Below are 25,894 nucleotides of genomic sequence, written 5' to 3'. Positions count from 1 at the left end.
ACGCATGTCTATCGACGCCGATGCGCAGCGTGATGCCGGGCTGACCGAGGCGGAAGTCGCCAGGCTCAAGTCCGAGGGAAAATCGAACGACGTTCCGGCCCGCGCCTCTCGTTCGGTTCGCGACATCGTCCGCGGCAACGTATTCACTCGCATCAACGCAATTCTCGGTGTGCTGTTGATCATCGTGCTCTCGACGGGTTCGGTGATCGATGGCATGTTCGGGCTGTTGATCGTCGCGAACAGTGGCATCGGCATCATTCAGGAGATTCGCGCCAAGCGCACGCTGGATCGGCTGGCGATCGTCGGTCAGAACAAGCCGCAGGTACGACGCGACGGTGTCTCGCAACAGATTCCGCCCGACGAGGTCGTTCTCGGCGACATCGTCGAACTGGGGCCCGGTGATCAGATCGTCGTCGACGGCGAGGTGATCGAGACCGCGAGCCTCGAGATCGACGAGTCGTTGCTCACCGGTGAAGCCGACACGGTGCACAAACTTCAGGCAGCGCAAGTACTTTCGGGCAGCTTCGTGGTCTCGGGCAGCGGTGCGTATCGCGCGACGAAGGTGGGGCGCGATGCCTACGCGGCCAAGCTCGCCGAGGAGGCCAGCAAGTTCACCCTGGTCAAGTCCGAGCTGCGTAGCGGTATCGACAAGATCTTGAAGTTCATCACGTACCTGATGATTCCGGCCGGCGCGCTCATCATCTACAACCAATTGTTCTCCAGCGGGCAGGCTTTGAGGCCGGCCCTCAACGGCATGGTCGCAGCGCTCGTTCCGATGGTCCCCGAGGGCCTGGTGCTGATGACGTCGATCGCGTTCGCGGTGGGTGTGATCCGGCTCGGTCAACGGCAATGCCTGGTGCAAGAGCTGCCTGCGATCGAAGGGCTCGCCCGGGTCGACGTGGTGTGCGCCGACAAGACCGGCACGCTCACCGAGAACGGGATGCGGCTACACGAGTTGGTGTTGATCGACGACAGCGATTCCGATTCCGCCACAGCCGCTCTCGCATCTCTGGCGCACGACGACCCGCGGCCCAACGCGAGCGTGCAGGCCGTCGGCGAGGCGTACCCCGACTCGCCGGGGTGGACGCAGAGCGCCGTGGCCCCGTTCTCCTCGGCCAAGAAGTGGAGCGGCCTGTCGTACGGAGAGCACGGAAACTGGCTGCTGGGTGCCCCGGACGTGTTGCTCGACCCGGGCTCCGAGACGGCTCGACTGGCCGAATCCACCGGTTCCAAAGGCTTGCGGGTATTGCTGCTCGCCAGCAGTGACATCCCGGTCGACGCCCCGGATGCGCCCGGTGTCGTCTCCCCGCGCGCGCTGGTGATTCTCGAGCAGAAGGTGCGCGAGGACGCCCGAGAGACGTTGGACTACTTCGCAAGTCAGCACGTCGAGGTGAAGGTCATCTCCGGCGACAATGCCGTCTCGGTCGGTGCGGTTGCCGGGTCGCTCGGCCTACCCGGCGGCGACGCCCCGATCGACGCGCGAGAGCTGCCCGAGGACTCCGAGAAGCTGGCCGACACTCTCGCGAATTCCACGACGTTCGGCCGCGTCCGGCCCGATCAGAAGCGGGCGATGGTGGGCGCGTTGCAATCTCGCGGCCACACGGTCGCCATGACCGGTGACGGCGTCAACGACGTGCTGGCTCTCAAGGACGCCGATATCGGTGTCTCGATGGGCTCGGGAAGTGCGGCCACGCGAGCCGTCGCGCAGATCGTGTTGTTGGACAACAAGTTCGCCACTCTGCCCTACGTCGTGGGGGAGGGGCGACGTGTCATCGGCAACATCGAGCGAGTCTCCAATCTGTTCCTGACCAAGACCGTGTACTCGGTGCTGCTGGCGTTTCTCATCGGGCTTTCGGGTGTGCTCTCGCAGATCTTCCACTTCGAACCGATTCCGTATCCGTTCCTGCCGCGACACGTGACGATCGCGGCGTGGTTCACCATCGGCATTCCGGCGTTCGTGCTCTCGCTCGCGCCCAACAACGAGCGGGCGCGCAGCGGGTTCGTCTCGCGGGTGATGCGGCTGGCCGTCCCGTCCGGGCTGATCGTCGGTTCGTGCACGTTCGTGTCCTACCTGCTGGTGTACGCGGGCCCCAACGCCACCGAGGCTCAGGTGACGCAGGCCAGCACGACCGCGCTGATCACCTTGATCATGATCGCGCTGTGGGTGTTGGCCGTCGTCGCACGGCCCTACAACTGGTGGAAGATCCTGCTTCTCGCCGGATCGGTCGGCGGTTACCTGCTGTTGTTCGCAATCCCGTTCTGCCGTACCTTCTTCAAGCTCGACCCGTCCAACATCGGAGCCACCACCAGTGCATTGATCATCGGCGGCATCGGAATCGCGCTCGTCGAGGTCGCGCACCGGTTCGGATCGGCACTGCGCAATCGAACATCACTACGCAACACGCAGTACAAAACGTAAGCTTCCAGGTGTTCGATCATTCCAGCGACAGGAGACAGTCATGGGCTTCGCAGACAATTTGAAGGGCATCGTCGACAAGGGCAAGGACCTTGCGGCCGAGAACTCGGACAAGATCGACGACGTCGTCGAGAAGGCGGGGGACTTCATCGACAACAAGACCGGTGGCAAGTACTCCGACAAGATCGACAAGGTTCAGGAAGCAGCCAAGAAGGCAATTCCGGACAAGTAGGACGTACCGGTCGTCCGGAGTTCGTCATAGCGGCCGTCGGTCGCGCCATAGTGTGCGGCTGACGGCACAATCGTCTCGGTGGACGGACCGATTCTTCTTCTCGTAGTCATCTTCGCGATTGCCGTTGCCGGTTTCGCCAAGCGTCTGGACCTTCAGGTCCCGCTCGTTCTGGTCACCGTCGGGTCGATCGCGTCGTTCGTTCCCGGCGTTCCGCATGTGAGTCTCTCGCCTCAGTTGATCCTCGGCGTGGTGCTTCCGCCGCTGCTCTACTCGGCTGCGCTCGATTTCTCGTTCGTCACCTTCCGACGGAACCTCGGCCAGATCCTTCGGCTCGGACTGGTCATGGTGATCGTGACGACGGTCGCCGTCGGCTGGTTCGCGAATCTGCTGATCCCCGAACTGACGCTCGGTGCGGCCCTGGTGCTCGGTGCCGTCGTGGCCCCGCCCGATGCGGTGTCTGCGATCGCCGTCGGCCGCAAGCTCGGCCTCCCCGCGAGAATGATGGCCATCCTCACCGGCGAGAGCTTGGTGAACGACGCGGCCGCACTGACCCTGTTCACCCTGGCCGTGGCGTCGGTGACGGGGAGCCGCATCGAACTGGGTTCACCGGTGTTGTACTTCGGCTACGAGATCGTCGGGGGCGTTCTGGTCGGGCTGGTCCTGTCGCGCATCGTCCGGTTCATCCGCAAGCGCATCGCCGACTCGGCCCTCGAGACAGTGCTCGGTCTCGTGCTGCCGTTCGCGGCCTTTCTGGCGGCGGAGGAAATTCATGCCTCCGGTGTCCTGGCCGTTGTCACCGCCGGCTTCGTGTTGGGCCGCATCACCGCAGACGTCTCGGTCACCACTCGGGTCCAGGAACGCCAGGTGTGGCCGACGCTGGATCTGCTCCTGGAGGCGTTCGTGTTCGCCTACATGGGTTTACAGCTGAAATTCGTGTTCCAGGAAGTGCAACGCGAGGGTTTGCCGGTCCATCACGTCTTCGGATACGCGCTGGTGGTGCTCGTGGTGGTCATGGCCGTCCGCCCAGCCTGGATTTTCGTCAATTCCGGTCGACACATGTTGTTTCGCAGACTGTTTCGGCGAAAGGCACCACGCGAGACCGGTCTGAGCTGGCAGCAGAACCTGGTGCTCTCGTGGGCAGGCATGCGCGGAGTGGTGACGCTTGCCGCGGCAGCCGGTGTGCCGTTGACGACGGTGGCGGGCGACGAATTCCCCGGTCGCGCAGTGATTCAGGCCGTCGCGTTCGTCGTCGCGGTCGGAACGTTGCTGCTGCAGGGCCTGACGCTTCCGCTGATGATCCGCCGACTCGACGTCGCAGATCCACTCGAGCAGCAACGCACCGACAATCAGCGATTGCTCTCCCAGGCCATCGCCCGCACCGCCGCCGAGACCTACCTCGAGCGTGCTGCGAAGGACGGAATCGCGGGCGTCGACAGTGATCGGGTAGCCGAGGTGATCTCGCGCGTACGCCGTTCGGTGCGGGCACGGTTGGACGCGGACGAGACCGAGGACAGGGAGAAGCGAATCGCGGCGGCCGGAGCGCTGTTCGATACCCTGCGGCACAACGTGCTGGTCGCGCAGCGGGCGGCGCTGGTCGCCGCCCGTGACTCGGGGGAGCTGGACGACGAAGCTCTGCGCGCAGTGTTGAATGGTCTGGACGTGGAAGAGATTGCGGCCGAGGCCCGCATTCAACGACGCACGACGTAGACGAACGCAATGTAGGAGCGCAGAGACAGTGAGGTCGAGCGGGTTGGTGGCGGCCGCGGCCCTCGCGTTCGCTCTGTCCGCCTGCAGCACACCGGCGTCACCGACACAACCGTCCGTCCCGGCTGCGATTCCTGCGCCCGAGGGCTCCGAACGCGGCGCGATCGTGTCGTCGATGCAGCTGGGCCAGGTCGACATCGGCGTCGCGTACCTCGGTGGAACGGCCTTCAAGATCGTCTACCGCACCACCGACGGGGTGAGCGGCGGGGGTACCGAGACGTCGGGAACGGTGTTCGTGCCCAAAGGTTCTGCGCCTCCGGGCGGCTGGCCGATCGTGTCGGTGGGGCACGGCACCACCGGCGTCACCGACGAATGTGCACCCTCGCTCTACCCGAATCTGTTGGGCACCATCGGATTGGTGACGCCGTTCCTCGAGCGCGGCACCGTGGTGGTGGTGACCGACTACCAGGGGCTCGGAACACCCGGGGATCCGGCTTACCTCGACCGAGACGCCGCCGCCTACGACGTCATCGACGCGGTGCGCGCGGCCCGTAACGTGGTGCCCGACGTCGGTACCCGGTGGGGTGCAGTGGGCACTTCCCAAGGTGGGCAAGCGGTCTGGGCAGCTGCCGAGCGCAACTCAGAATACGGCGACGGCTTGCAGTTGGTGGGTGCCGCGGCGCTCTCGCCCACCGCCGATCTGACTCGCATCCTCGCCCCCGAGACCGAACAGACCTTGCCGCGCCAGCTGCTGGTGCCGTATCTGTTCGAGGGTCTGCACGTCGCGGATCCGAGCGTCGAGCGTTCGGACTACATCCGCGGCACGTTCGCCGACAACGTGACCGCACTGACGGCGTGCAGCGATCTGCTCGGCTTCTCCAAGGCCGACGCCGGAGCTGTCATCGACCCGGCCGATGCTCTTCCGGCCACCGAGCAGGCAGCGGATCGGATGACGGACTGGCTCGAATCGGTGGCGCTGCCGACATCTCGCACCGATGTTCCGCTGTTCGTACTGGTCGGCGAGCGCGACGATCTGATCGATCCGCAGTGGACTCGGGATGCCGTTGCGACGGCCTGCGGCATGGGCGACGACATCGAGTTCACGGCCGAACCGCAACAGGGCCACGCCGAGCTGGCAGCCAACGCCATCGGAGTCGACTGGCTCGTCGAACGATTCCTGAACGTACCGACTTCGGGTACGTGCGTGCGATGACGGCTGCCCTGGCCTGGCTGGCGGTGATCGTGGCGCTGATCGTCACGGTGATCGCAGTCATCAGCCTGCGTGGTCGACGCGATCTGACCACACCGGCCGAACGAGCCGTGCACTCCACCCTGCACACCGCATCCCTGGCGGCCAAGCCCCTGCGTGACGGTCTCGACGCCCGCTCGGCATCGGTTGCGGCACCTCATCTGCGGGTGCTGACCGGGGCGGACGCTCTCGGTATCTGCGATCCCGACGGTTCCCTGCTGGCCTGGGACGGTCCGTGGGACGAGCTGACACCGGCGTTCGTGGAGGCGGCGAAGCGAGCCGTGGACGGGCAGCGGCGAGTGCTGGTGCGCCTTCCGCTCGGTTCGATCCACCCGGTGAAGGCGCTGGTGGCGCAGCCGCTGGTAGTCGACGATTCGCCCGTGGTCGGGGTGTTGGGTGCGGCCATGGTCGACGAGCCGGGGCCGGGCGTGCTCGGTGCCATCGCCGAGGTCGCGCGTTACGCGTGCGGGCAGATCGAGCTCGCCGAACTCGATGCGTCGAGGGCTCGGTTGGACCGCGCCGAGGTGCGGGCGCTCCGAGCGCAGATCAGCCCGCACTTCATCTACAACGCACTGGGCACCATCGCGTCGTTCGTCCGTACCGATCCGGATCGGGCCCGCGAACTGGTGCTCGAGTTCGCCGATTTCACTCGATATTCGTTCCGCAATGCCGGCGAATTCACCGTCCTCGCGGACGAGCTTCGCAACATCGACCGGTATCTGACGCTCGAGCGTGCTCGCTTCGGTGATTCGTTGCAGGTCTCGTTGCAGGTCGCGCCCGAGGTGTTGGGGGTTGCGCTGCCGTTCCTCGCGCTGCAGCCGCTCGTCGAGAACGCCGTCCGGCACGGCCTGTCGGGCAAGGCCGACGGCGGCCGCGTGACGATCATCGCGGCCGACGAGGGCACCGATGCGGTGATCAGCATCGAGGACGACGGCGTGGGGATGGACCCCGAGGTGCTGCGGTCGGGCAGCCTGCACACCGAGGACGCGGCTCATGTCGGATTGGCGAACGTGGACGATCGGCTGCGGGCGGCCTTCGGAAACGACTACGGTCTCGTCGTGGACACCGCACCGGGCGCAGGCACCAAGGTGAGCATGCGCGTGCCGAAATTCAGGCCGGGTGTGCGGGCATGACGCAGGCCGGAACCTCGAGCGGGCGCGGATTGGTCGTGCTCGCGGTGGACGACGAACGCCCCGCGCTGGACGAGCTCGCCTTCCTGCTACGCGAGCAGGACGCCGTCTCCGAGGTGTTCACCGCGCAGGACGCGACCACCGCGCTCCGGCAGCTCCAGCAGAGCTCCGCGCAACCGGTTGTCGATGCCGTGTTCCTCGACATCAACATGCCCGGCCTCGACGGACTCGAGCTGGCCGGCATCCTGTCGGCCTTCGCGCGGCCACCCGCCGTCGTGTTCGTCACCGCCCACGACGATCGGGCACTCGCCGCATACGATCTGGGTGCCGTGGACTATCTGCTCAAGCCACTGCGCGAGGATCGGCTCGCCGAGGCCGTTCGACGCGTCCTGGTTGCCCGCCGTCGACCGGCGCAGGCCGCCGACACCTCCGCCGACGAGGTGATTCCGGTCGAACTCGGCGGAACCACCACGTTGGTGCACCGGTCCTCGGTCGCATGGGTCGAGGCCGACGGTGACTACGCCAGATTGCATACCGGTACCGGCTCGCACCTTGTGCGGATACCGATCTCGGCACTCGAAAGTCGCTGGGCCGATGCGGGATTCCTGCGGGTGCACCGCTCCTATCTGGTCTCGCTGCGGCTGGTGACGGGAATCCGCAGCGTCGGTTCGGGTCTGGTGGTGTGCTTGCGGGGCAGTGGCGATCTGGCCGCCTGCGAGTTGCCGGTGAGCCGCAGGCACGCCAGGGAGCTCAAGGACAGACTGGTCCGCGGGCCGCTGCAATCGTGGTCGTCGCGATGATCAGGGGTGCGCGGTGAGCCAGCCGCATCGGCAACGCGTCGTACTCTCGCAACGTCGCGGTGCACGGATGGTGCGCACCCGCGTCGAAGTGCAGGAGCAAACCGAGGTGGGCGACGCCCTGGTCCGTAGTCTCGTTCGTGCCCAACTGCTGCTGTCGGTGCGGTTGGCGGTGATGACGCTGTCGATACTGTTCGCAATCCCGTTGTCCGGCTTGCTGCTCGAGCGTTTCACCGATGTCGCCCTGCTGGGTATCGGGTTGCCGTGGTTGGTGCTGGGGGTGGCAATTTATCCGCTGCTGTTCGGGGTCGGCTGGGCGTACGTGCGCCGGGCCGAGCGCAACGAGACGGAGTTCGTCGATCTGGTCGAGGACTAGGCTTCGGTGAACCAGTCCATTCCCGTCGCAACGGTGATCGCGCTGCTCCTGGCAGCCGCGGCCACCGTGGGCATCGGCGTCTACGGAGTTCGGTTGGCCCGCACCACCTCGGACTTTCTGGTGGCCTCGCGTTCGGTCGGGCCGCGGTGGAATGCCGCGGCCATCAGTGGTGAATATCTTTCTGCTGCATCGTTTCTCGGCGTCGCCGGTCTCATAGCCAAATACGGTGCCGATGCGTTGTGGTATCCCGTGGGCTTCACCGCGGGTTACCTGGGTCTTTTGCTGTTCGTCGCCGCGCCCCTGCGCCGGAGTGGCGCGTACACGGTGCCGGATTTCGTCGAGTTCCGGCTCGGTGCACCATGGTTGCGCACCGTGGCCATGTTGGTGGTGGTGGTCATCTGCGCGCTGTATCTGGTGCCGCAGTTCCAGGGCGCAGGCCTGACCCTGAACATCCTCCTCGGAGTACCGGGTTGGGTCGGGGCCCTGGCTGTCGGGCTCATCGTCATCGCCAACGTCGTCGGCGGCGGAATGCGCTCGATCACCTTCGTGCAGGCGTTCCAGTACTGGCTCAAGCTCACCGCGATCGCGATCCCGGCACTGGTGTTGGCCGTGTACTTCTTCGCCGACGACCGCAGCGTCGGCAGCCCGGCCCCACCGACCGTGTCCGAGCAGACCGTGGTCGACATCACCACCGATGTTCTCGTACAGGTGGATTCACCGATCGTCGTATCCGTGGCCGGCACCCTCGACGACGAGAGCGTCGACGGCCGAGTGCGTCTCGAGGCAGGCGAACACGAACTGGGATCGGGCACTGTGCTCACGTTGGACGCAGGCTCGCCCGTCCCTGTGGTGGCGGGAGCGCCGACCACCGACAGGGCATGGGCGATGCCCGGCGGGGGACTGGGCGGCGCGCACCCGCTGTATCAGGTGTATTCGCTGATTCTGGCCACGTTCCTCGGAACCCTCGGACTGCCGCACGTGCTGGTGCGGTTCTACACCAACCCGGACGGCCGAGCCGCGCGACTCACCTCGTTGACCGTCCTGGCGTTGCTCGGCATGTTCTACCTGTTCCCGACGGTGCTCGGCGTCTTCGCTCGCCTGTACGTACCGCAACTGCTCATCACCGGGGCATCGGACGCCGCGGTACTGCTGTTGCCCGGCTCCGTGCTGTCCGGAATTCCAGGGCAGTTGCTCGCCGCTCTCGTGGCCGCCGGTGCCATCGCGGCGTTCCTGTCGACCTCGTCCGGTCTGTTGGTCAGCATCGCCGGAGTGTTGAGTACCGATGTGCTCTCGGGCAAGGTGCGAGACTTCCGCGTCGCCTCGGTACTTGCCGGCGCTGTACCGCTCGCCCTGTCGATCGGCGTTGTCTCACTCGACCTCTCACGCACCGTCGGGCTCGTGTTCGCGGTCGCCGCATCCACCCTGTGCCCCCTGCTGGTGCTGGGCATCTGGTGGCGCGGACTCACGGCAGCGGGAGCCGCGACCGGTCTGTTCCTCGGCGGTGGGATCTCACTCGTGGCCGCGTCGATCTCCGTCGTCACCCCCATCTCCGAAGGCGTCCTCGGCGGTTGGGCGGCAGCGATACTCGGCTACCCGGCCGCAGTCAGCGTTCCCGTCGCCTTCGCCGCGATGATCGTCGTCAGCCTCGCCACCCGAAAAACGGTGCCGTCGGACATCTCCCGCATCTTCGCCCGTCTGCACCTACCCGAGGGCCTCGACATGGGCAAAGACCGAGAGCGCGAACTGTAACTGCGTCTTCGGGTCGTTCCGCAGGCTCCACTCCACTCGTTGGGTCATTCCGCAGGCTCCACTCCCGCCGCCGCCGCTCATCTGCCATTCTCGACCGCTCGTCGCACACTCCCGCAGCCCGCCGTGTGATCGATGCCACCTCCTGATTTTGTGACCTGACTCTCATTACTGTTCCGACTCAGCTAGAGCTCACATCTACTTCAGGAGTCCAAGGTGACCGCACCGGAAACCAATTCGCCACCGGACGCGCAAGCGTTCGTCGACATGCAAGCCAGTCCCGAGTTCCAGGAACTCCGACACCGCCTGCGTAGCTTCGTGTTCCCGATGGCCGGGTTCTTCCTGGTCTGGTACGTCATCTACGTGCTGCTGAGCACCTACGCCGTCGACTTCATGTCGACCAAGGTGTGGGGCAACATCAACGTCGGTCTGCTGCTCGGCCTCGGCCAGTTCGTCACCACGTTCGCCATCACCGGCATCTACGTGAAGTTCGCCAACCGTGAACTCGATCCTCGCGCCGCAGCCCTGCGCGCCGAGATGGAAGCCTCCCAGGGAGCGAAGCGATGAATCTCGCGCAAGCAGCAAGCACCACCGTCGGCGAGCCACTCGTCAACATCGCGATCTTCGGCGCGTTCGTCCTCATCACGATGGCCGTCGTCATTCGCGCATCGAAGAAGAACGCGACCTCTGCAGAGTTCTTCACCGCAGGTGGCGGGTTCTCCGGGCCTCAGAACGGCGTCGCCATCGCCGGCGACTACCTCTCGGCGGCAAGCTTTCTCGGTATCGCCGGTGCCATCGCCGTCTACGGCTACGACGGCTTCCTGTATTCCATCGGCTTCCTCGTCGCCTGGCTCGTGGCCCTGCTCCTGGTCGCCGAGTTGCTGAGGAACACCGGCAAATTCACCATGGCGGACGTGCTGAGCTTCCGGCTCAAGCAAGGCCCGGTTCGCACCGCGGCCGCGTTGTCCACCTTGACCGTCTCGCTGTTCTACCTGCTCGCACAGATGGCAGGAGCAGGCGGACTCGTCGCATTGCTGCTCGACATCTCCGACCGCACCGGGCAGTCCATCGTCATCGCCATCGTCGGTGTGCTGATGATCGCGTACGTGCTCATCGGCGGCATGAAGGGCACCACCTGGGTGCAGATCATCAAGGCCGTTCTGCTCATTGCCGGTGCCGCATTCATGACGGTCCTCGTGCTCGCCAAGTTCGGCCTGAACTTCTCCGAGCTGCTCGGTAGCGCACAGGCCATGGTGTCCTCGTCGGCAAGCGACGCCGTCGCAGCGCGCGATGTCATCGAGCCCGGCGCCCAGTACGGCGGCAGTGCCACCTCCAAGATCAACTTCCTCTCGCTCGGCATCGCACTCGTGCTCGGCACTGCGGGTCTGCCGCACGTGCTGATGCGCTTCTACACGGTGCCCACCGCCAAGGAAGCTCGTCGCAGCGTCGTGTGGGCCATCGCGCTCATCGGTGCGTTCTACCTGTTCACCCTGGTGCTCGGCTACGGTGCCGCAGCGATCGTCGGACCAGACCGCATCCTGGCCTCGGCCGGCGGTCAGAACTCCGCGGCTCCGCTGTTGGCCTTCGAGCTCGGCGGCGTCATTCTGCTCGGCGTCATCTCGGCGGTCGCCTTCGCGACCATCCTCGCCGTGGTCGCCGGTTTGACCATCACCGCGTCGGCGTCGTTCGCTCACGACATCTATGCGAGCGTCATCAAGAAGGGCAAGGTCGACGACGCCAAGCAGGTCAAGGTCTCGCGCATCACGGCCGTCGTCATCGGCATCCTGGCCATCGGCCTCGGCATCCTCGCCAACGGGCAGAACATCGCCTTCCTGGTGGCACTCGCGTTCGCCGTCGCGGCGGCCGCGAACCTGCCGACCATCCTGTACTCGCTGTTCTGGCGTCGCTTCACCACCACCGGCGCACTGTTCAGCATGTACGGAGGCCTGATCTCGACGATCGTGCTGATCGTCTTCTCCCCGGCCGTCTCCGGATCGCCGACGTCGATGATTCCCGGCTCGGACTTCGCCTGGTTCCCGCTCTCCAACCCGGGCATCGTGTCGATCCCGCTGGCATTCATCCTCGGCATCGTCGGAACTCTGATCTCGAAGGACACCGAGAACACCGACAAGCAGGCCGAAATGGAGGTTCGCTCCCTCACCGGCATCGGTGCGGAGAAGGCCAGCGCGCACTAGTACACCTGTAGACGCGTCGAGAAGTGCCCGTGTGAGCAAGGCCTCACACGGGCACTTCTCGTTCAGCGGTTACCATCCCTGCTGTGGCCAAGCTGAAGGTTTCCCTCGACGTCCCACTGACCCCTGAGCAGACGTGGGAGCACGCGTCCGATCTGTCCGGATACGAGCAATGGCTCTCCATCCACGAAGCGTGGCGGGGGGAGCTGCCCGAGCAGCTGGCCGTCGGCACCACTCTGGACTCCATCGCCAGCGTGAAAGGTATGCGCAACCGGGTGTCCTGGAAGATCGAGTCCTACGATCCGCCCAAGAAGCTCGAGCTCAAGGGCAACGGCAAGGGCGGAGTCAAAATCGGATTGAACATGTCCGTGAAATCCAAGGGCGACGGTTCCGAGATCACCATCGACATCAACCTGGGCGGTGCACCGCTGTTCGGTCCGATCGGTTCCGGCGTGGCCCGTGCACTCAAGGGCGACATCGAGAACTCGTTGAAGACGTTCGTCAAGATCTACGCCTGACGTAGTATCTGGCGAACCGAACGGCGGGGCGGACGAACTTCTCCCTCTCGCTCGCTACGGAGAGGTCATGTCATGCCCGGTAGGCACAGTGCTTCGTCGTCCACGACGAGCAGTAGAGGAGTGGTGAAGTACGGCGTCATTGCCGTCGCGCTCCTCGTCGTGGTCGCAGGCGGCGTGGTCGTTGCACAGAAGGCCTTCGGTTCCGAATGCGGCGACCCCGCGTCCTACTCGCTGGCCGCGGATCCCGCGATCGCGCCGGTGCTGCAGAAGATCGTCGACGGCACGTCCGCAGAGGAACTGGATTGCGCTCGGATCGACGTGACCGCGAGCGAATCGGGTCAGGTCTCGGCCGCGGTGGCCAAGGGTGCCGATGTTCCCTCTCTCTGGATTCCGGATTCGTCACTGTGGGTCGGCAAGACCGTCCGGTCCACCGCATCGCTGATCGACCTCGCGAGTCAGTCGGTGGCCAGTACCCCCGCTGTGCTCGCTGCCCGCAAGGACGAGGTGCCGTTCTTCGACACGTGGCTCACTGCCCTGAAACTCGAAGGTCTGCGTATCGGAAACCCGTTGACCAACACCATGTCCGACGCGGCGATCCTCGGCGCGGTGGCCGAGGCCGGATCGGACGAGAAGGCCCTCGACTCGGTCTCGGCGGCGCTCGTTCCCATCGCACAGGCTCAGGCTGCCACCCGCGGTGAGGCCGATCCGAATGCTCGTCTGGACGACGTGGTCGCCGACGGCGGAGTTGCCGTGGTCTCGGAGCAGACCTTCCTGCAGTACCAGACCGACAACGACAACGATCTCGGCGCGACGGTACCGCCGACGGGCAGCATCTTCCTGAACTTTCCGTTGGCCGTGACCGAGCCTGCAGGCGACCGACACGAGGCCGCGAAGTCCGTCGGGACGGCTTTGGCGGCGGCCATCGAATCCGAGCAGGGCCAACAGGCGTTGTCCGAGGCCGGTTTCCGCTCCGCGGACAATGCAGTGTTGGGTTCCGATCGGGGGATCGGGGAGGTGACGCCCCTGACGATTGCCGATCAGCAGGCCGCCGAGTCGACGCTGAAGCAGTATCAGGTGCTGGCGCTTCCCTCGCGGGCACTGGTGATGGAAGACGTCTCCGGATCGATGAACTACAGCGCCGGTGCGAACACGCGCATCGCCATGACGGTGCAAGCCAGCGAGACCGGCAATCGCCTGTTCCCCGACAACGCGTCGATGGGCTTGTGGGCATTTTCGATCGGACTCGGTGGCGGCAGCCAGGATTACAAAGAGCTGGCACCGATCCGGCGCATGGACGAGAAGGTAGGCAACACCACTCAGCGCGAGGTGCTGCTGCAGCAAACTCGAACCCTTCCGTCGCTGGTCGGGGGCGGTACCGGCCTCTACGACACCACATTGGCTGCGTTCCGCACCGTGCAGGAGGGGTACGACCCCGATGCCGTGAACAGTGTCATCATCCTCACCGACGGCACCAACGAGGATCCCGACAGCATCTCGCTCGACGAGCTGTTGTCGACCCTACGCGCCGAGCAGGACCCGTCCAAGCCAGTCGTCATCGTCACCATCGGCATCACCGACGACGCCGATGCCGGTGTGCTGCAGCAAATTTCGGCTGCGACCGGTGGTTCGAGCTTTGTTGCTCGAAATCCGGCCGAAATCCCGAATGTCTTCGTGAATGCGCTGAGGAGCCGTTCCGGTCGGTGACGGGAGCGGCTATGATGTGCGCCGCGTGCTCTCCGTCACCTGGGGTAGTGCGGAGTAACCGTGGCGCAGAGGCGTGTCGGGGGTCGAAGTAGGGGGCGAAGTCGATGTCGGGACGTCACAGCGGCAGCAGTCGTAGGTTCAGTCCTGTCGTGACCTGGGGCGCAGCGGCGCTCGCGGTAGTAGTGGTCGCGGCGGGCGGCTGGTTCGGCGTCCGGGCCGTCCGTGCATCCGGTGCGGATTCCTGCGATTCCCTCGACACCGTCTCGCTCGCGGTGGACGCCTCCATCGCCGAGCCGGTGCAGCAGATCGTCTCTCGGGCCGGCGAGTTCGATCGTGGGTGCGTGAACTTCGATGTCCGCTCCGAGCGTCCCACCGATACTGCGACGGAGATCGCGGGCACCGAGAATCGCCCCGACCTGTGGATCCCGGATTCGACGCTGTGGCTGCTCAAGACCCTGCGCTCGACCGGTGCTCTGCCCGAGCTGGCCAAGACGTCCGTCGCGAACACGCTTCCCGTTCTGGTCTCGAAATCCGATGCGGTGCCGGTCACCGATACCTGGCTCAGCGTGTTGCAACTTCCCGGGCAGCGCATCGGAGACCCCCTCACCAGCAGTGCGTCGAACGCAGCCATTCTCGGCGCGCTTGCCGAATCCGAGGTCGCGATCTCGGATGCCAAGGCCGTATCCGCAGCGTTGGTACCCATGGCGCAGGACTTCGGACGGATTGCCGACGCTCCCCACGACACCCCGGATCTGGTGGCCCAGGTGGCCGCCGAGGGCGGCACCAGCGTGGCAACCGAACAGGCGTTGCTCGCCTACGAGGCGGACAACCCGGGCGCGGAGCTCACCGAGTCGGTTCCGCCGACCGGCAGCTACTTCCTCAACTATCCGTTGGCGGTGACCGCTCCGGCCGGGCCCGACTACGACCGTGTCAAGGAAGCCGGAGCGGCATTGGCCTCGGTCCTGGCCACCCAGTCGGCCACCGACACGCTTGTCGCGGCCGGCTTCCGTACCGCGAGCGGCACCCCGCTGCCCGACGGCAAGGGTGTCGGATCCGTTGCCTCGCTGGAGATCAAGAACCCCCTGTCCATCGAGACGACACTGCGAGATTGGGCCGTACTCGCGCTGCCGTTGCGCACCCTCGTCGTCGAGGACGTATCCGGTTCGATGGCCGCGAAATCGGGTGACTCGACTCGTATCGCGTTGACTGTCGATGCATCGGTCGGTGCCAACGACCTGTTCAGTGACCAGACCCAGATGGGTCTGTGGGCTTTCTCGATCGGACTCGGTGGTGGGAAACAGGATTATCGAGAACTGGTGCCGCTCGGTCCGGTGAGCAACACGGTCGACGGTAAGCCGCAGCGCCAGGCGATCCTCGACTCCATTCGTGGTCTACCTGCTCTGGTCGGAGGCGGAACCGGGCTGTACGACACCACTCTGGCCGCATTCCGCCGGGTCAAGGAGGGCTACGACCCGAACTACGTCAACAGCGTCATCATCCTGACCGACGGAGCCAACGAAGACGACGGCAGCATTTCGCTGGATCAGCTGCTGGCAGCGCTGCAGAAGGAACAAGATCCCGTTCGGCCCATCGTCATCGTTACCGTCGGCGTCACCAGTGATGCAGACCCCGTTGCGCTGCAACAGATTTCAGCGGTCACGGGTGGAACGAGCTACATCGCCGAGGATCCGCGAGACATCCCCGATGTGTTCGTGAAGGCTTTGAACTCTCGCACCGAGCGCCTCGCGGGCGAATAGCCTTCACCCCACCAGGAAGCTGATGGCGATCGCTGCGGCGCAGGCCACCGTCACCACGGCCAGCGTCAGCGCGTCCGAGGCCTTGAATCGAGAGTCGGTGGCGGTGATCATCCCGGTACCGCCGCGAGCGGTGATGGCCGTACCCATCTCGTCGGCCCGCCGGATGGCCACCGACATGACCGTCGTGACGATGTCGACCAGCGAATTGTCCGAGGCGCTGTTCACAACGGGCTTGGGGCGAAGGCGTCGGGCCGCGTTGAGGGTTCGCATCTCTTCGATCAACAGCGGAAGCGATCGCAGGCTCAACGCCACGGCGATCGCCCACTCGTCGACCGGCAGTTTCAGCTTCTTCAGCGGTGCGCCGAGTTTCGATACGGCCGGGGCCACGTCACTCATCGAGGTGGTCCAGCCGATCATCATCGAGGCACCGAGCAACACGAAGACGAAGAGCGTCGCACGCAGGTACACCAGCACTGCTGCGCTGCCGATCGGCAGATTGATCAAGGCTCCGACGCCGAACAATGCCCAGATCCACCACGGTGGACGCGGCAGCGCCGTGATCGGAACGTGCGCAATGATCGCGGCGATCACCAACAGTCCGAACACGATTCCGAGCGCGGGCCAGGTCGGTGCCACCACGAGAGTGACGCTGAGGAGCAGGACGACGACGAGTTTGGTGCCGGCCCACAGCCGATGGATCGGCGAGAGCCGGGGGACCTGACGCAGTACGACGGTGGTCACGAGGACACACTCCCCAGGATCGAGTCGGAGACGATGTGGCCGTCGGACATCGTGATGGTGCGGCTGCAGACGGTGTCCATGCCGTCCACATCGTGTGAGATGACGACGATCCCGACGCCGCGTTCACGTAGTCCGGCGAGAACGCCGATGATGTCGTCGCGGCCGGGTGGATCGAGGCCGGCCAGAGGCTCGTCGAGAACCAGCACGCGAGGCCGACGCGCAATGAGCCCGGCCAGCACGACGCGTCGCATCTGACCACCGCTGAGCGAATCGATCTCGCGGGCAGCGAGAGACCTGTCGAGGCCGACCGCATCCATGGCGGCCGAGACTGTGGCAGAACCGGTTTCGGGCCCGGCTGCCGCGGCGATGTCCTCGGAGACGGTGCGACGTTGCAACTGCAGGCGGGAATGCTGAAATGCCAGTCCGACGTCGCCCACCCGGGTGGTCATGGCCTTGCCGTCGAGCTGCGCGGTGCCTTTCGTCGGGCCGGTGAGTCCGGCCATGATCCAGGCGAGAGTGGACTTACCCGAGCCGTTTCCGCCGAGAACGAGAACTCCTTCACCACGCTTGACGGTGATGTCGATCCCGTTCAGTGCGCCCTGCGCCCAGGGAGTTCGACGGTTGTAGGTGTGTCGAACGTCGGCTACTTCGAGCAGACGCTGGCTCGAATTGTCGTGCAGTACAGCAGAATTTGCAGTATTCGGTTGCATCCACCCCGAGTCGTGCTGTACCTGATACCCCTCGTGCAGGTGCACGACGCGATCTGCGGCAACGGTTTCGGAGACATGGTGGGTGACGAGCACGACCGACATGCCGTGTCTGCGAGGTAGTTCGGCAAGGAGCGAGACCAGATGCTCGCGGCCGGCAGCGTCGATCATGGCGGTTGCCTCATCCGCGATGAGCAGGGCGGGACGGCGGGCCAGGGCGGCGGCCACGGCCAGTCGCTGCATCTCGCCGCCGGACAGGGATGCGGTGTCGCGGGCACCCATGCCGCCGAGACCCACCTCGTCGAGCAGGGCGTCGACGTCGGGACGGGAGTCGCCGGGCGGCAGTCCCCACACCACGTCGTCGGCGACGCGAGTGCCCAGGATCTGGCTCTCGGGTCGCTGCAGAACCATTGCGGTGCCACCGTACCGACCGAGTCCGGTTGCGCCGGGCCTGTTCACGGTGCCTTCAGACGGTTCCAGGCCGGCGAGGATCCTCGTCAGTGTCGATTTGCCGGAGCCGTTGTGGCCGACGATCGCGACGAATTCACCCTGTCCGATGTGGAGTTCGACTCCGGTCAACGCAGGCGTGGCACTTCCCGGGTACCGATATCCGACCGAGGTGAGGGTGACCGGCAGTGGTCCGATCTCCTCGTCGTCCGTGCTCGAGACCAGTGCCTCGGGAGTGGGGATGGTGGAGAGACGGTCGAGGATGGCGGTGAGGATCAGCCAGGCGAACAGCGTTCCGGTGACGATCCCGAACGCGATCGAACCGCCGACCCACCACCACCAGTTGTCGAGTACCGCGGTGGCGCTGCTGCGGAGCACATCGGCGGCACCTTGCAAGGCCGACGTGCGCTCGAGCAACCTGGACACTCCCTCCAGGGTGTTGCGGAGGGTGTCGAGGAACAACGTGCGTAGCGGAACGAGGATCAGGAGCAGCAACACCGTCAGGGCCCCGAGCGCAGGCCCGACGACCATCGAGGTGACCAGTACGCCGAACAGTCCTTGCTTCTTGCGCTTCGCCCGCCCGACCAGGCCGCCCAACAGCGCGGCGCTGGCCACGGTGAGGGCCGTCTGAGTACCGGCGGCGACGAATCCGACGAGGGTGCCTGCTACCGCAGCGGTGAGAAGCGCGCGCGTCCGATACCGAAGCGCGACCACCGACATGGGAATGGCCGCGACGACCTGAAGAATCGTTGCCATGGGCACGAGCACACCGATCACCGTCAACGCGACAGTGAAGCTGCTCATGACCGCGGCGGTTGCCAATTCCTGAGGACCGAGGGGCCCTGACTTCGGAGTGCGAGGAGAACTGACGGTCACCGCTCCAGTGTGCCAGCTCAGCTGATGCACACTGTCTGGGTGACTTCCGAGATCGGGACCCGCAGGCGGATTCATCCGGCGTGGATCGTCGCGGCCGTGGCATTCCTCGCCCTTGTCGGTGCAGCGGGCTTCCGTGCGGCACCGAGCGTGTTGATGGTGCCGTTGCAGGAGGAGCTCGGTTGGCCGCGGTCGATGCTGTCGCTGGCGGTGGGCGTCAATCTTGTGCTCTTCGGCCTGACGGCTCCGTTCGCCGCAGCCTTGATGGACCGCTTCGGAATCCGGGCGGTGACGTCGGTTGCGTTGACGATCGTTGCGGCAGGCAGTGCTCTCAGTGTCTTCGTCACCCAGGCGTGGCAGTTGGTGTTGACCTGGGGCGTCTTGATCGGTCTCGGCACCGGATCGATGGCTCTGGTCTTTGCGGCGGTGGTGACCAATCGGTGGTTCGTGCGGCGTCGTGGCTTGGTGTCGGGCATCTTGACGGCAGGCAGCGCGACGGGGCAGCTGATCTTCCTGCCCGTGATCGCGCAACTCGTCGACAGGTCCGGTTGGCGGGCCGCGTCGTTCCTCATCGCGGGTGGCTCGCTGATCGTGGTCCCTTTCGTGCTGCGGTGGCTGCGAAACATGCCCGCGGACATCGGAGTGACACCGTACGGAGCGCCGGAGGGCTACACGGCGGTGGTTGCGGACTCGACAGTGAACCCTGCCAGGGCCGCGATACAGGCGTTGCGTGATGCGAGCCGCGTTCGTACGTTCTGGGCTCTGGTTCTGGGCTTCGCGATCTGTGGCGCGACGACGAACGGGCTCATCGGAACTCACTTCATCCCATCCGCACACGACCATGGAATGCACGAAACCACCGCAGCGGGACTGCTGGCGGTGGTGGGAATCTTCGACCTCGTCGGGACGATCGGATCGGGGTGGCTCACCGACCGCGTCGACCCGCGTTACCTACTGGCGGCGTACTACGGATTTCGTGGTGTATCGCTGCTGTTTCTGCCGTGGTTGCTGTCCGCGACCATTCAGCCGTCGATCGTGATCTTCGTGGTGATCTACGGATTGGATTGGGTGGCAACGGTTCCGCCCACGATTGCGCTGTGTCGAGAGGTCTTCGGCGATCGAGGCTCACTGGTGTTCGGCTGGGTGTTCGCCTCACATCAGATCGGTGCCGGTATCGCATCGGTCGTCGCAGGCGTCGTGCGGGACGCCACCGGCGCCTACACGATGGCGTGGTTCGGTGCGGCCGTCCTCTGTGCGGTTGCTGCCGTGGTGAGCGTGAGAACAGGAAAGCGCGGAAAGCCCTCGTAAAAGGGGCTTTCCGCGCTCAGGCTGGGATTCTTACGTGCTCAGATCAGCGGCTGCGCTGGCTCGTGGCCGGTCCTGCTGCACGACGGCTGTGGCCGCCGCCACCGCTACGCGGCTGACCGCCACCGCTACGGGGCTGTCCACCACTGCGCGGCTGACCACCCGAACGGGCCGGGCCGCCGCGTCGCGCGTTGTTGTTGCGCGGGGCTCCGGTGCGGGCCGGGGCCTGCTCGACTCGCGGTGCAGGCTCGACGTAGCGGGCCTGCTCGCCGACGAGGTTCGCCACTGCGGGCGAGTCGGCGGTGACGCGGATCGGGGTGACCTTGATGTCGGCCTTGCGCAGCAACACTGCGGTGTCCTTGCGCTGCTCTGGCAGGACGACGGTCACGACGTCGCCGGCGCTTCCGGCGCGTGCCGTGCGGCCGGAGCGGTGCAGGTACGCCTTGTGCTCGGCCGGGGGATCGACGTGGACGACCAGCTGAACGTCGTCGACGTGGACGCCGCGGGCTGCGACGTCGGTGGCGACGAGAACGCGGGCCTGGCCGGAGGAGAAGGCTGCGAGGTTGCGGTCGCGTGCGGCCTGCGAGAGGTTGCCGTGCAGGTCGACGGACGGGATTCCGGCGTCGGTGAGCTGCTTGGCCAGCTTGCGGGCCTGGTGCTTGGTGCGCATGAACAGGATGCGGCGTCCGGTACCCGAGGCAAGATGATGGACGAGCTTCTTCTTGGCTTCGACGCCGTCGACCTCGAAGACGCTGTGGGTCATGGCCTCGACGTGTGAGGTGGCCTCGTCGACGGAGTGCGTGATCTGGTTGTGCAGGAAGCGCTTGACCAGCTTGTCGACGCCGTTGTCCAGGGTCGCCGAGAACAGCATGCGCTGGCCCTTGTCCGGGGTGGCGGCGAGGATGCGGGTGACGACGGGCAGGAAGCCCAGATCGGCCATGTGGTCGGCCTCGTCGAGGACGGTGATCTGAACGCCGTCGAGCGTGAGGTGGCGCTGCTTCATCAGGTCTTCGAGGCGGCCGGGGCAGGCGACGACAATGTCGACTCCACCCTTGAGCGCGGAGACCTGGCGAACCTGCGACACACCACCGAAGATCGTGGTGACCTTCAGCGAGTATGCGGAGGCGAGGGGCTCGATCGCGACGGCGATCTGGGTGGCGAGCTCACGCGTCGGCGCAAGAATCAGGCCACGCGGGCGGCCGGGCTTGCGGTTGCCGGGAAGCTGTCCGGCGAGACGAGCGACCATCGGGATGGCGAATGCGAGTGTCTTTCCGCTGCCGGTCTTTCCGCGTCCGAGTACGTCGCGTCCCTGCAGAGTGTCGGGGAGCGTGTCGGCCTGGATTGGGAACGCCTCGGTCTTGCCCTGGCTCGCGAGTACATCCGCGATGGCCTGGGGTACGCCGAGCGCAGCAAAAGTTTGTGGGGTCGTCATAGTGATGAAAAGTGCCTTTCGGGCAGGGTGTTGCACCTGCGGGCCTTGGGCCGAGATGCAAGGTGGCGAGACTGCCGGTGGGCAGTTTCGATCGCCGTAAGAGAAGCCTGTGCAGGGTGCACATGGTGATTCGGGAGCATTCCACGACGTCTGACGTGCAGCTACGCGCGTCGTCACCGAGTGTAACCGAGTTGTGGCTCGGTCTCTTCCCGCGGTGACGCGTCACGCAGCGTCGTCGTCGAAGAGCCCGGTGATCATCACGTTCTCGATCCGCGAGTTGTAGAGCTCGACCACCGGCATGGGCGGGGCACTCGAGTCATAGGTGTGCCCCGTGGGTGAGATGAGCCCGTAGCGATGTCGCGCGTTGCGTTTGTCTCGTATCGCTTCGGCCGTCCAGCCTTCCCCTTCTTTCGCGTAATTGCATGCGGCACAAAGGCCTGCGCCGTTCTCGGCGCTGGTTTTGCCACCTGCGGTGTGCGGTCTGATGTGATCGTGGTGTCGGATCGGCGCGTCACACCATGGGGTGCGGCAGGTGCGATCTCGAAGATCGATGAGGCGTCCCAACGCGGTGGGAAAACCTCGCGATGTGGACTCCACGGCCGTCAGTGCTCCGGATGTCGGATGGGCGTAGAGACGGCGCAATGCGATGTGCGTCTCACTGTCGAGCGTGTCTCGGATAAGTTGCCGGGCGACGTCGGACGGAATGTCGCCATAGCCGTGCAGATATGCGGACGTGTCACCACCGGCGAGGAGGGTCGAGTCCGAGATGACGATGTCGACGGTCACCGGCGGACCTTGAGCCGCCGATGCGCCGGTGATTCGCTCGAACACCAGGTCGGCCATGATCTGGTCGCGGGTGCGTGTGTCGCCGCCGGCGTTGATGATGGTGTCGGCGTCTCGTCGCAGCGTGGCCCACAGGCAGACTGTCTTCTCCATCGACGTCAACGCCGTGAAGAAGCCCATCGATTCGGGTGCCGGGCGGGTGCTGGTGCGCCGAGCTGCGTATGCCTTGGCGCGTCGCTTGACCTGGGAGGCGGCGTCGAGCTCGTTGGCGAGTGCGCGGGCGCGACCCTCGATGGTGCGGTCGCCGGCACCGGACAGGGTTGCCGGGTCTGCGCAGAGTCGTTCGTCGATGGTGCGGCGATCGTCGACAGTGAGGCACGCGGTCTCGCGAGCGAGAATCATGACCCGCCATTCGTTGAGTTCGCCGGCTTTCAGGCGCGCGAGAGTGTGCGGCATTTCGTGTACCAGCGCGCGAGCGAGTCCCAGATGAGTGCCCCCACGGTTCGGCGACTCGCGTCGGGCCAGGCCGATCTGTGACGCAATCCCGCTGCGCCACTGAGCCTTCGGCTTACCGAGTTCTTTACGCTCGGCGCTGATGGCTGTTGCGACGGCATCGGTCACCACGGCTTGCGTTGCCACGCTGACGCACTTGACCGTCTCGAGAGCGGAGATCAAATCGATCCCGGCTGCTGCGTCGACAACGACATCGGACGCCTGAAGTCGCGCGACGAAACGCAACACTTCATCGGACGTCAGCGGTGAATCTTGTACGGCTGTGACCACGAGTTCCTCCCCAGTACTCGAATGCATGTTCGATAGTACGGAGGTTTTTGTGGTTCCGCAATAGATGCACGAAACTGGGGAGGGTCACCAAATTGCTGTGTGGTGCCCTCGGCAGGATTCGAACCTGCGACCTACCCTTTAGGAGAGGGTTGCTCTATCCCCTGAGCTACGAAGGCTGGTGACCGTTCTTTTGGATCGAAGTCATTGTCCAGCAACGGCTTTCGATCCAGCGAACAATCGGGTGCGGATGGGTTCGCTGTCGAGATGCTCAGCTGGCCCACATCGCGCTCGCTAGTCTAGCGGCCCACCGTGGCGATCGTGAAGCAGGTCGCCGCTGCTCGTCACTGTGCCGGTCATCGACGTGATCAGGTTCAGGGCGGTGCGGTGCTGGTGAGCGGTGTGATCGGCAGTCGATTCGATACCGACGAAACACTGGATATCGCGGGCCGATCACCCTTCCTTCCACAAACGCGAGCGCCTTTGTCAGACGCGCGCAGGCTCGTCACACTATTCCGCTCGCATCTGACGAACGCGCGCGCGTGTGCGGACCCGTAGGCCCCCGCCCACCACTCAATCCGCCGCAATGGCGTCCACGATGTTCAGTCGCGAGGCGTGCACGGCAGGGGGAGCGGAACCCAGCAGTGACAGGCCGAGGGCGACGAGTCCGTACAGCAGCACCGACCACCCGGCGGTGTAGGCAACCGGGATTCCGATGCTGGCTCCGAGGATCAGTGTGCTCAGATACTGCAGACCGGCGCCGATGATCAGGCCGAGCACACCGCCCACGATGCCGACCGACAGTGCCTCCGCCAACACCATTCGCGCCAAGGTTCCCCGTCCACCGCCCATGGCACGTAGTACGCCGAGTTCACGTCGACGCTCCAGAACCGACAACGTCAACGTGTTGAGCAACGCGACCGCAGCCACGAGTGCGACGATCCATTGCAGCGCGATGGCCAGTGCACCGGACTGTCTGATGGCCGCGCTGGTGCCCTCGAGTGCGGCAGCTCCGGTGTACACGAAGGTCTCGGGCGGAAGTGTCGAACGCAACGAATCCTGCACAGCGTCAACGTCTCCGTCGACGCTGATCTCGAGGTAGGTCGCACCGGGGCGGTCGTACCAGCGCTGCATCGAGTTCAACGAGATCGCCATCGTGCCGCCTGCGGCATTGATGTAGTCCACCAGATCCAGCACCCGCACGTTCTGCACACCGGTCGGCGTCGGGAGGTCGATGTAGTCGCCCACCGACACACCCAACGTTCTGCCGAACCCCTGGGACAGCACCACACCGTCACCAGCGAGCACCTGGGAACGCACGTCGTCGGTGAGCGACGCGAGTGTCACCGCATTGCTGCCGTCGGCGACGCCCTGGATGGACACCAGTTCGTCGTCGATCGTGGCGTATGCCCACTGCCCCTCGACGATGCGAGACACACCGGGAGTCGATGCGACGGCTTCTTCCACCTCGGAGGGAACGATGGGGCCCGACGGTATGGCGTCGGGGGAGCTCATCGACACGTACAGGTCGGTGTTCGCCAACGAAGACAGCGATTCGGCCGCCGAGTCGGTCATGTTGGTCAACGAACCCGACACTCCGACACTGACTCCCACCGCAATCACGATCGTCATCACCGTTGCCCAGATCCGCCGCGGGGCCCGTTCGATGGTGGCCGTGGCCAGTCGGCCGGCACCACCCCAGCGGCGAGGGACGGCCGCTGTGGCGGACACGATCGGACCCGTCGCCCCGACGCACAGCGCGACGACGCCGAACATGAACAGTGCACCGGCACCGAGGGTCAGTTGCCCGTCGACGCTGACGGCGAACACGAACGATCCGGCAATGGCGACGAGGCCGAACGCGGTAGCAGCAGCAACGAATCGACGGCGCGGTCCGCCTGCGGTTTCCCCGCCGCCGACGGCGAGTGCTTCGATCGGCGAGATGCGATACACCTGTACCGCGGCGACGGCCGAGGCACCGACACAGGCCAGGACGCACGCCGCAATCGCCACGGGAATTGCAAAACCGGGCAACACGTACTCGATCCGTGCGTCGAATGCCTGCGACAGGAACGGTGGAAGGCTCTCGATGGCGATGCGGCCCATCGCGATTCCCAACGGAACACCGACGGCACCGCCGACCAGGCCCACCAGAACGGACTCGAACAACAGGTCGCGGACGATATCGCCGCGGCGACCGCCGACAGCCCGGAGCAGAGAGATCGTGGGTCGACGCTTCGCGATGGCCATGTTCATGACGTTGAAAACGAGGAACGCCGCGACGACGAATGCAATCAGCGAGACCATCAGCGTGGCATTGCGCGTCAGGCTCATCGCCTGGTTCGCGCGGTCGGCCCGAAAGTCCGGATTCATCACCGACACTCGGCCGGCGAGCGCGGCGTCGAGGTCGGGACGCAGACTGTCGCCGCTGCCCAGGACGAAGATCGAGTCGAGCTCACCCGGACGGTCGGTCAGTGCCTGCGCAGCGGGAAGGAGCGCGACCGCGAACATGCCTCCACCGATGCGCTGTGTACCCGGGCCGTCGACCACGCCGACCACAGTCGTCGGAACGTCGTCGATGGTGACGGTGTCGCCTTGCTTCAGACCCGTTGCGGCACCGACCAATACACCGGATGGGTCGGACAACAGCCCGGCCGCGTTGCCGACCGCGCCCTGCAGATCCGACTGCAGTGCCGTGACGGACGCGTCGACACCGAGAACCGTCAGATCGCCGACATCGGACCGAACGGTGCTGCGCAGCAGGGGAACCGCGGTGTCGACGCCGGGAACGGAGCGCACCACGTCGAGTTCGCTCTGGTCGAAGCCCGAGTCGGTGACGCCGACGACTTCGTAACTCGCGTTGCCTGCGATCGTCACCGCGAGACGTTCGACCGATCCGGTCAACGACCCGTACGTGCCGAGCACAGCGATGAGCAACCCGGCTGCAACGGCGACGACTCCGGCCGAGACGAGCGAACGCACCCAGTGCATGCGGAGGTCGCGAA

Annotated in this window: 19 protein-coding genes and 1 tRNA gene; 14 read left to right on the top strand and 6 right to left on the bottom strand. The window is 65.4% G+C overall.

Annotated elements, in window-relative coordinates; genetic code table 11:
- The first annotated feature begins 4 nt into the window (after positions 1–4).
- The 13 genes from CH286_RS03540 to CH286_RS03480 all read left to right on the top strand — a co-directional run bounded on the left by CH286_RS03540 (position 5) and on the right by CH286_RS03480 (position 15,821).
- Entirely contained in the window at positions 5–2,419 is a 2,415-nt protein-coding gene (locus CH286_RS03540) for an HAD-IC family P-type ATPase (RefSeq protein WP_094608339.1), read from the top strand.
- Positions 2,420–2,459: 40 nt separating this feature from the next.
- Positions 2,460–2,648 (top strand): antitoxin, encoded by a 189-nt coding sequence (locus tag CH286_RS03535; RefSeq protein WP_032377365.1) that lies wholly within the window; start codon positions 2,460–2,462, stop codon positions 2,646–2,648.
- A gap of 78 nt (positions 2,649–2,726) precedes the next feature.
- On the top strand, positions 2,727–4,355 hold the full coding sequence (locus tag CH286_RS03530) for a Na+/H+ antiporter (RefSeq protein WP_094608338.1): 1,629 nt from the start codon (positions 2,727–2,729) through the stop codon (positions 4,353–4,355).
- A gap of 28 nt (positions 4,356–4,383) precedes the next feature.
- Positions 4,384–5,565: a lipase family protein gene (locus CH286_RS03525; protein ID WP_094608337.1), complete on the top strand. Its 1,182-nt coding sequence runs from the start codon at positions 4,384–4,386 to the stop codon at positions 5,563–5,565.
- The gene (locus CH286_RS03520) at positions 5,562–6,734 is read left to right on the top strand and encodes a sensor histidine kinase (RefSeq protein WP_037156002.1); all 1,173 of its coding nucleotides are present in this window, start codon (positions 5,562–5,564) and stop codon (positions 6,732–6,734) included. The genes CH286_RS03525 and CH286_RS03520 overlap by 4 nt, the downstream gene beginning before the upstream one ends.
- Positions 6,731–7,531 carry a LytR/AlgR family response regulator transcription factor gene (locus tag CH286_RS03515; protein WP_037155058.1) on the top strand — a complete coding sequence of 267 codons (801 nt, stop codon included), beginning with the start codon at positions 6,731–6,733 and terminating at the stop codon, positions 7,529–7,531. The genes CH286_RS03520 and CH286_RS03515 overlap by 4 nt, the downstream gene beginning before the upstream one ends.
- A gap of 67 nt (positions 7,532–7,598) precedes the next feature.
- On the top strand, positions 7,599–7,904 hold the full coding sequence (locus tag CH286_RS03510) for a hypothetical protein (RefSeq protein ID WP_230592612.1): 306 nt from the start codon (positions 7,599–7,601) through the stop codon (positions 7,902–7,904).
- 6 nt (positions 7,905–7,910) lie between these two features.
- Complete coding sequence (locus CH286_RS03505; RefSeq protein WP_094608336.1) at positions 7,911–9,653, top strand: sodium/solute symporter; 1,743 nt, start codon at positions 7,911–7,913, stop codon at positions 9,651–9,653.
- Positions 9,654–9,917: 264 nt separating this feature from the next.
- A complete protein-coding gene (locus CH286_RS03500; RefSeq protein WP_032404916.1) occupies positions 9,918–10,217 on the top strand; it encodes a DUF485 domain-containing protein in 300 nt (99 codons plus the stop codon).
- Positions 10,214–11,845 (top strand): solute symporter family protein, encoded by a 1,632-nt coding sequence (locus CH286_RS03495; protein WP_032404359.1) that lies wholly within the window; start codon positions 10,214–10,216, stop codon positions 11,843–11,845. The genes CH286_RS03500 and CH286_RS03495 overlap by 4 nt, the downstream gene beginning before the upstream one ends.
- Before the next feature lie 83 nt (positions 11,846–11,928).
- On the top strand, positions 11,929–12,360 hold the full coding sequence (locus CH286_RS03490; RefSeq protein WP_032377358.1) for a type II toxin-antitoxin system Rv0910 family toxin: 432 nt from the start codon (positions 11,929–11,931) through the stop codon (positions 12,358–12,360).
- A gap of 72 nt (positions 12,361–12,432) precedes the next feature.
- Positions 12,433–14,064, top strand: a complete 1,632-nt coding sequence (locus tag CH286_RS03485; protein ID WP_176458121.1) for a substrate-binding domain-containing protein — start codon at positions 12,433–12,435, stop codon at positions 14,062–14,064.
- A gap of 149 nt (positions 14,065–14,213) precedes the next feature.
- Entirely contained in the window at positions 14,214–15,821 is a 1,608-nt protein-coding gene (locus CH286_RS03480; protein ID WP_255182554.1) for a VWA domain-containing protein, read from the top strand.
- Between the two features lie 3 nt (positions 15,822–15,824).
- Here the strand turns inward: CH286_RS03480 and CH286_RS03475 are convergent, their stop codons facing one another.
- Both CH286_RS03475 and CH286_RS03470 read right to left on the bottom strand, forming a co-directional pair.
- Positions 15,825–16,562 carry an energy-coupling factor transporter transmembrane component T family protein gene (locus CH286_RS03475; RefSeq protein WP_094608334.1) on the bottom strand — a complete coding sequence of 246 codons (738 nt, stop codon included), beginning with the start codon at positions 16,560–16,562 and terminating at the stop codon, positions 15,825–15,827.
- Positions 16,559–18,592, bottom strand: a complete 2,034-nt coding sequence (locus tag CH286_RS03470) for an ABC transporter ATP-binding protein (RefSeq protein WP_176458120.1) — start codon at positions 18,590–18,592, stop codon at positions 16,559–16,561. Before CH286_RS03470 ends, CH286_RS03475 begins: the two co-directional genes overlap by 4 nt.
- Positions 18,593–18,616: 24 nt before the next feature.
- Here CH286_RS03470 and CH286_RS03465 point away from each other — a divergent pair, with 24 nt between their 5' ends.
- Positions 18,617–19,897 carry an MFS transporter gene (locus tag CH286_RS03465; RefSeq protein ID WP_094608394.1) on the top strand — a complete coding sequence of 427 codons (1,281 nt, stop codon included), beginning with the start codon at positions 18,617–18,619 and terminating at the stop codon, positions 19,895–19,897.
- A 43-nt stretch (positions 19,898–19,940) separates the two neighbouring features.
- Here CH286_RS03465 and CH286_RS03460 read toward each other — a convergent pair whose 3' ends face one another.
- From CH286_RS03460 to CH286_RS03440, 4 genes are all read right to left on the bottom strand, one after another.
- Positions 19,941–21,326 carry a DEAD/DEAH box helicase gene (locus CH286_RS03460; RefSeq protein WP_094608333.1) on the bottom strand — a complete coding sequence of 462 codons (1,386 nt, stop codon included), beginning with the start codon at positions 21,324–21,326 and terminating at the stop codon, positions 19,941–19,943.
- Between the two features lie 222 nt (positions 21,327–21,548).
- A complete protein-coding gene (locus CH286_RS03455; RefSeq protein WP_176458119.1) occupies positions 21,549–22,892 on the bottom strand; it encodes an HNH endonuclease in 1,344 nt (447 codons plus the stop codon).
- Between the two features lie 100 nt (positions 22,893–22,992).
- Positions 22,993–23,068 (bottom strand) — tRNA-Arg (locus tag CH286_RS03450).
- Positions 23,069–23,462: 394 nt separating this feature from the next.
- Positions 23,463–25,880, bottom strand: coding sequence for an FtsX-like permease family protein (locus CH286_RS03440; protein WP_141215784.1), 2,418 nt, complete (start codon positions 25,878–25,880; stop codon positions 23,463–23,465).
- Positions 25,881–25,894: the final 14 nt, after the last annotated feature.

The sequence above is a fragment of the Rhodococcus sp. WWJCD1 genome (assembly GCF_002258735.1).
Classification (GTDB): domain Bacteria; phylum Actinomycetota; class Actinomycetes; order Mycobacteriales; family Mycobacteriaceae; genus Rhodococcoides.
This window is presented reverse-complemented; position numbering and strand designations above follow the sequence as displayed.

Bases quoted from the DNA above. Each gene is read 5' to 3' on its own strand.
- CH286_RS03510 (WP_230592612.1), top strand. From the start codon at position 7,599: ATGGTGCGCACCCGCGTCGAAGTGCAGGAGCAAACCGAGGTGGGCGAC.
- CH286_RS03520 (WP_037156002.1), top strand. From the start codon at position 5,562: ATGACGGCTGCCCTGGCCTGGCTGGCGGTGATCGTGGCGCTGATCGTC.
- CH286_RS03495 (WP_032404359.1), top strand. From the start codon at position 10,214: ATGAATCTCGCGCAAGCAGCAAGCACCACCGTCGGCGAGCCACTCGTC.
- CH286_RS03500 (WP_032404916.1), top strand. From the start codon at position 9,918: ATGCAAGCCAGTCCCGAGTTCCAGGAACTCCGACACCGCCTGCGTAGC.
- CH286_RS03440 (WP_141215784.1), bottom strand. From the start codon at position 25,880: ATGCACTGGGTGCGTTCGCTCGTCTCGGCCGGAGTCGTCGCCGTTGCA.
- CH286_RS03540 (WP_094608339.1), top strand. From the start codon at position 5: ATGTCTATCGACGCCGATGCGCAGCGTGATGCCGGGCTGACCGAGGCG.
- CH286_RS03465 (WP_094608394.1), top strand. From the start codon at position 18,617: ATGCACACTGTCTGGGTGACTTCCGAGATCGGGACCCGCAGGCGGATT.
- CH286_RS03460 (WP_094608333.1), bottom strand. From the start codon at position 21,326: ATGACGACCCCACAAACTTTTGCTGCGCTCGGCGTACCCCAGGCCATC.
- CH286_RS03535 (WP_032377365.1), top strand. From the start codon at position 2,460: ATGGGCTTCGCAGACAATTTGAAGGGCATCGTCGACAAGGGCAAGGAC.
- CH286_RS03485 (WP_176458121.1), top strand. From the start codon at position 12,433: ATGCCCGGTAGGCACAGTGCTTCGTCGTCCACGACGAGCAGTAGAGGA.
- CH286_RS03515 (WP_037155058.1), top strand. From the start codon at position 6,731: ATGACGCAGGCCGGAACCTCGAGCGGGCGCGGATTGGTCGTGCTCGCG.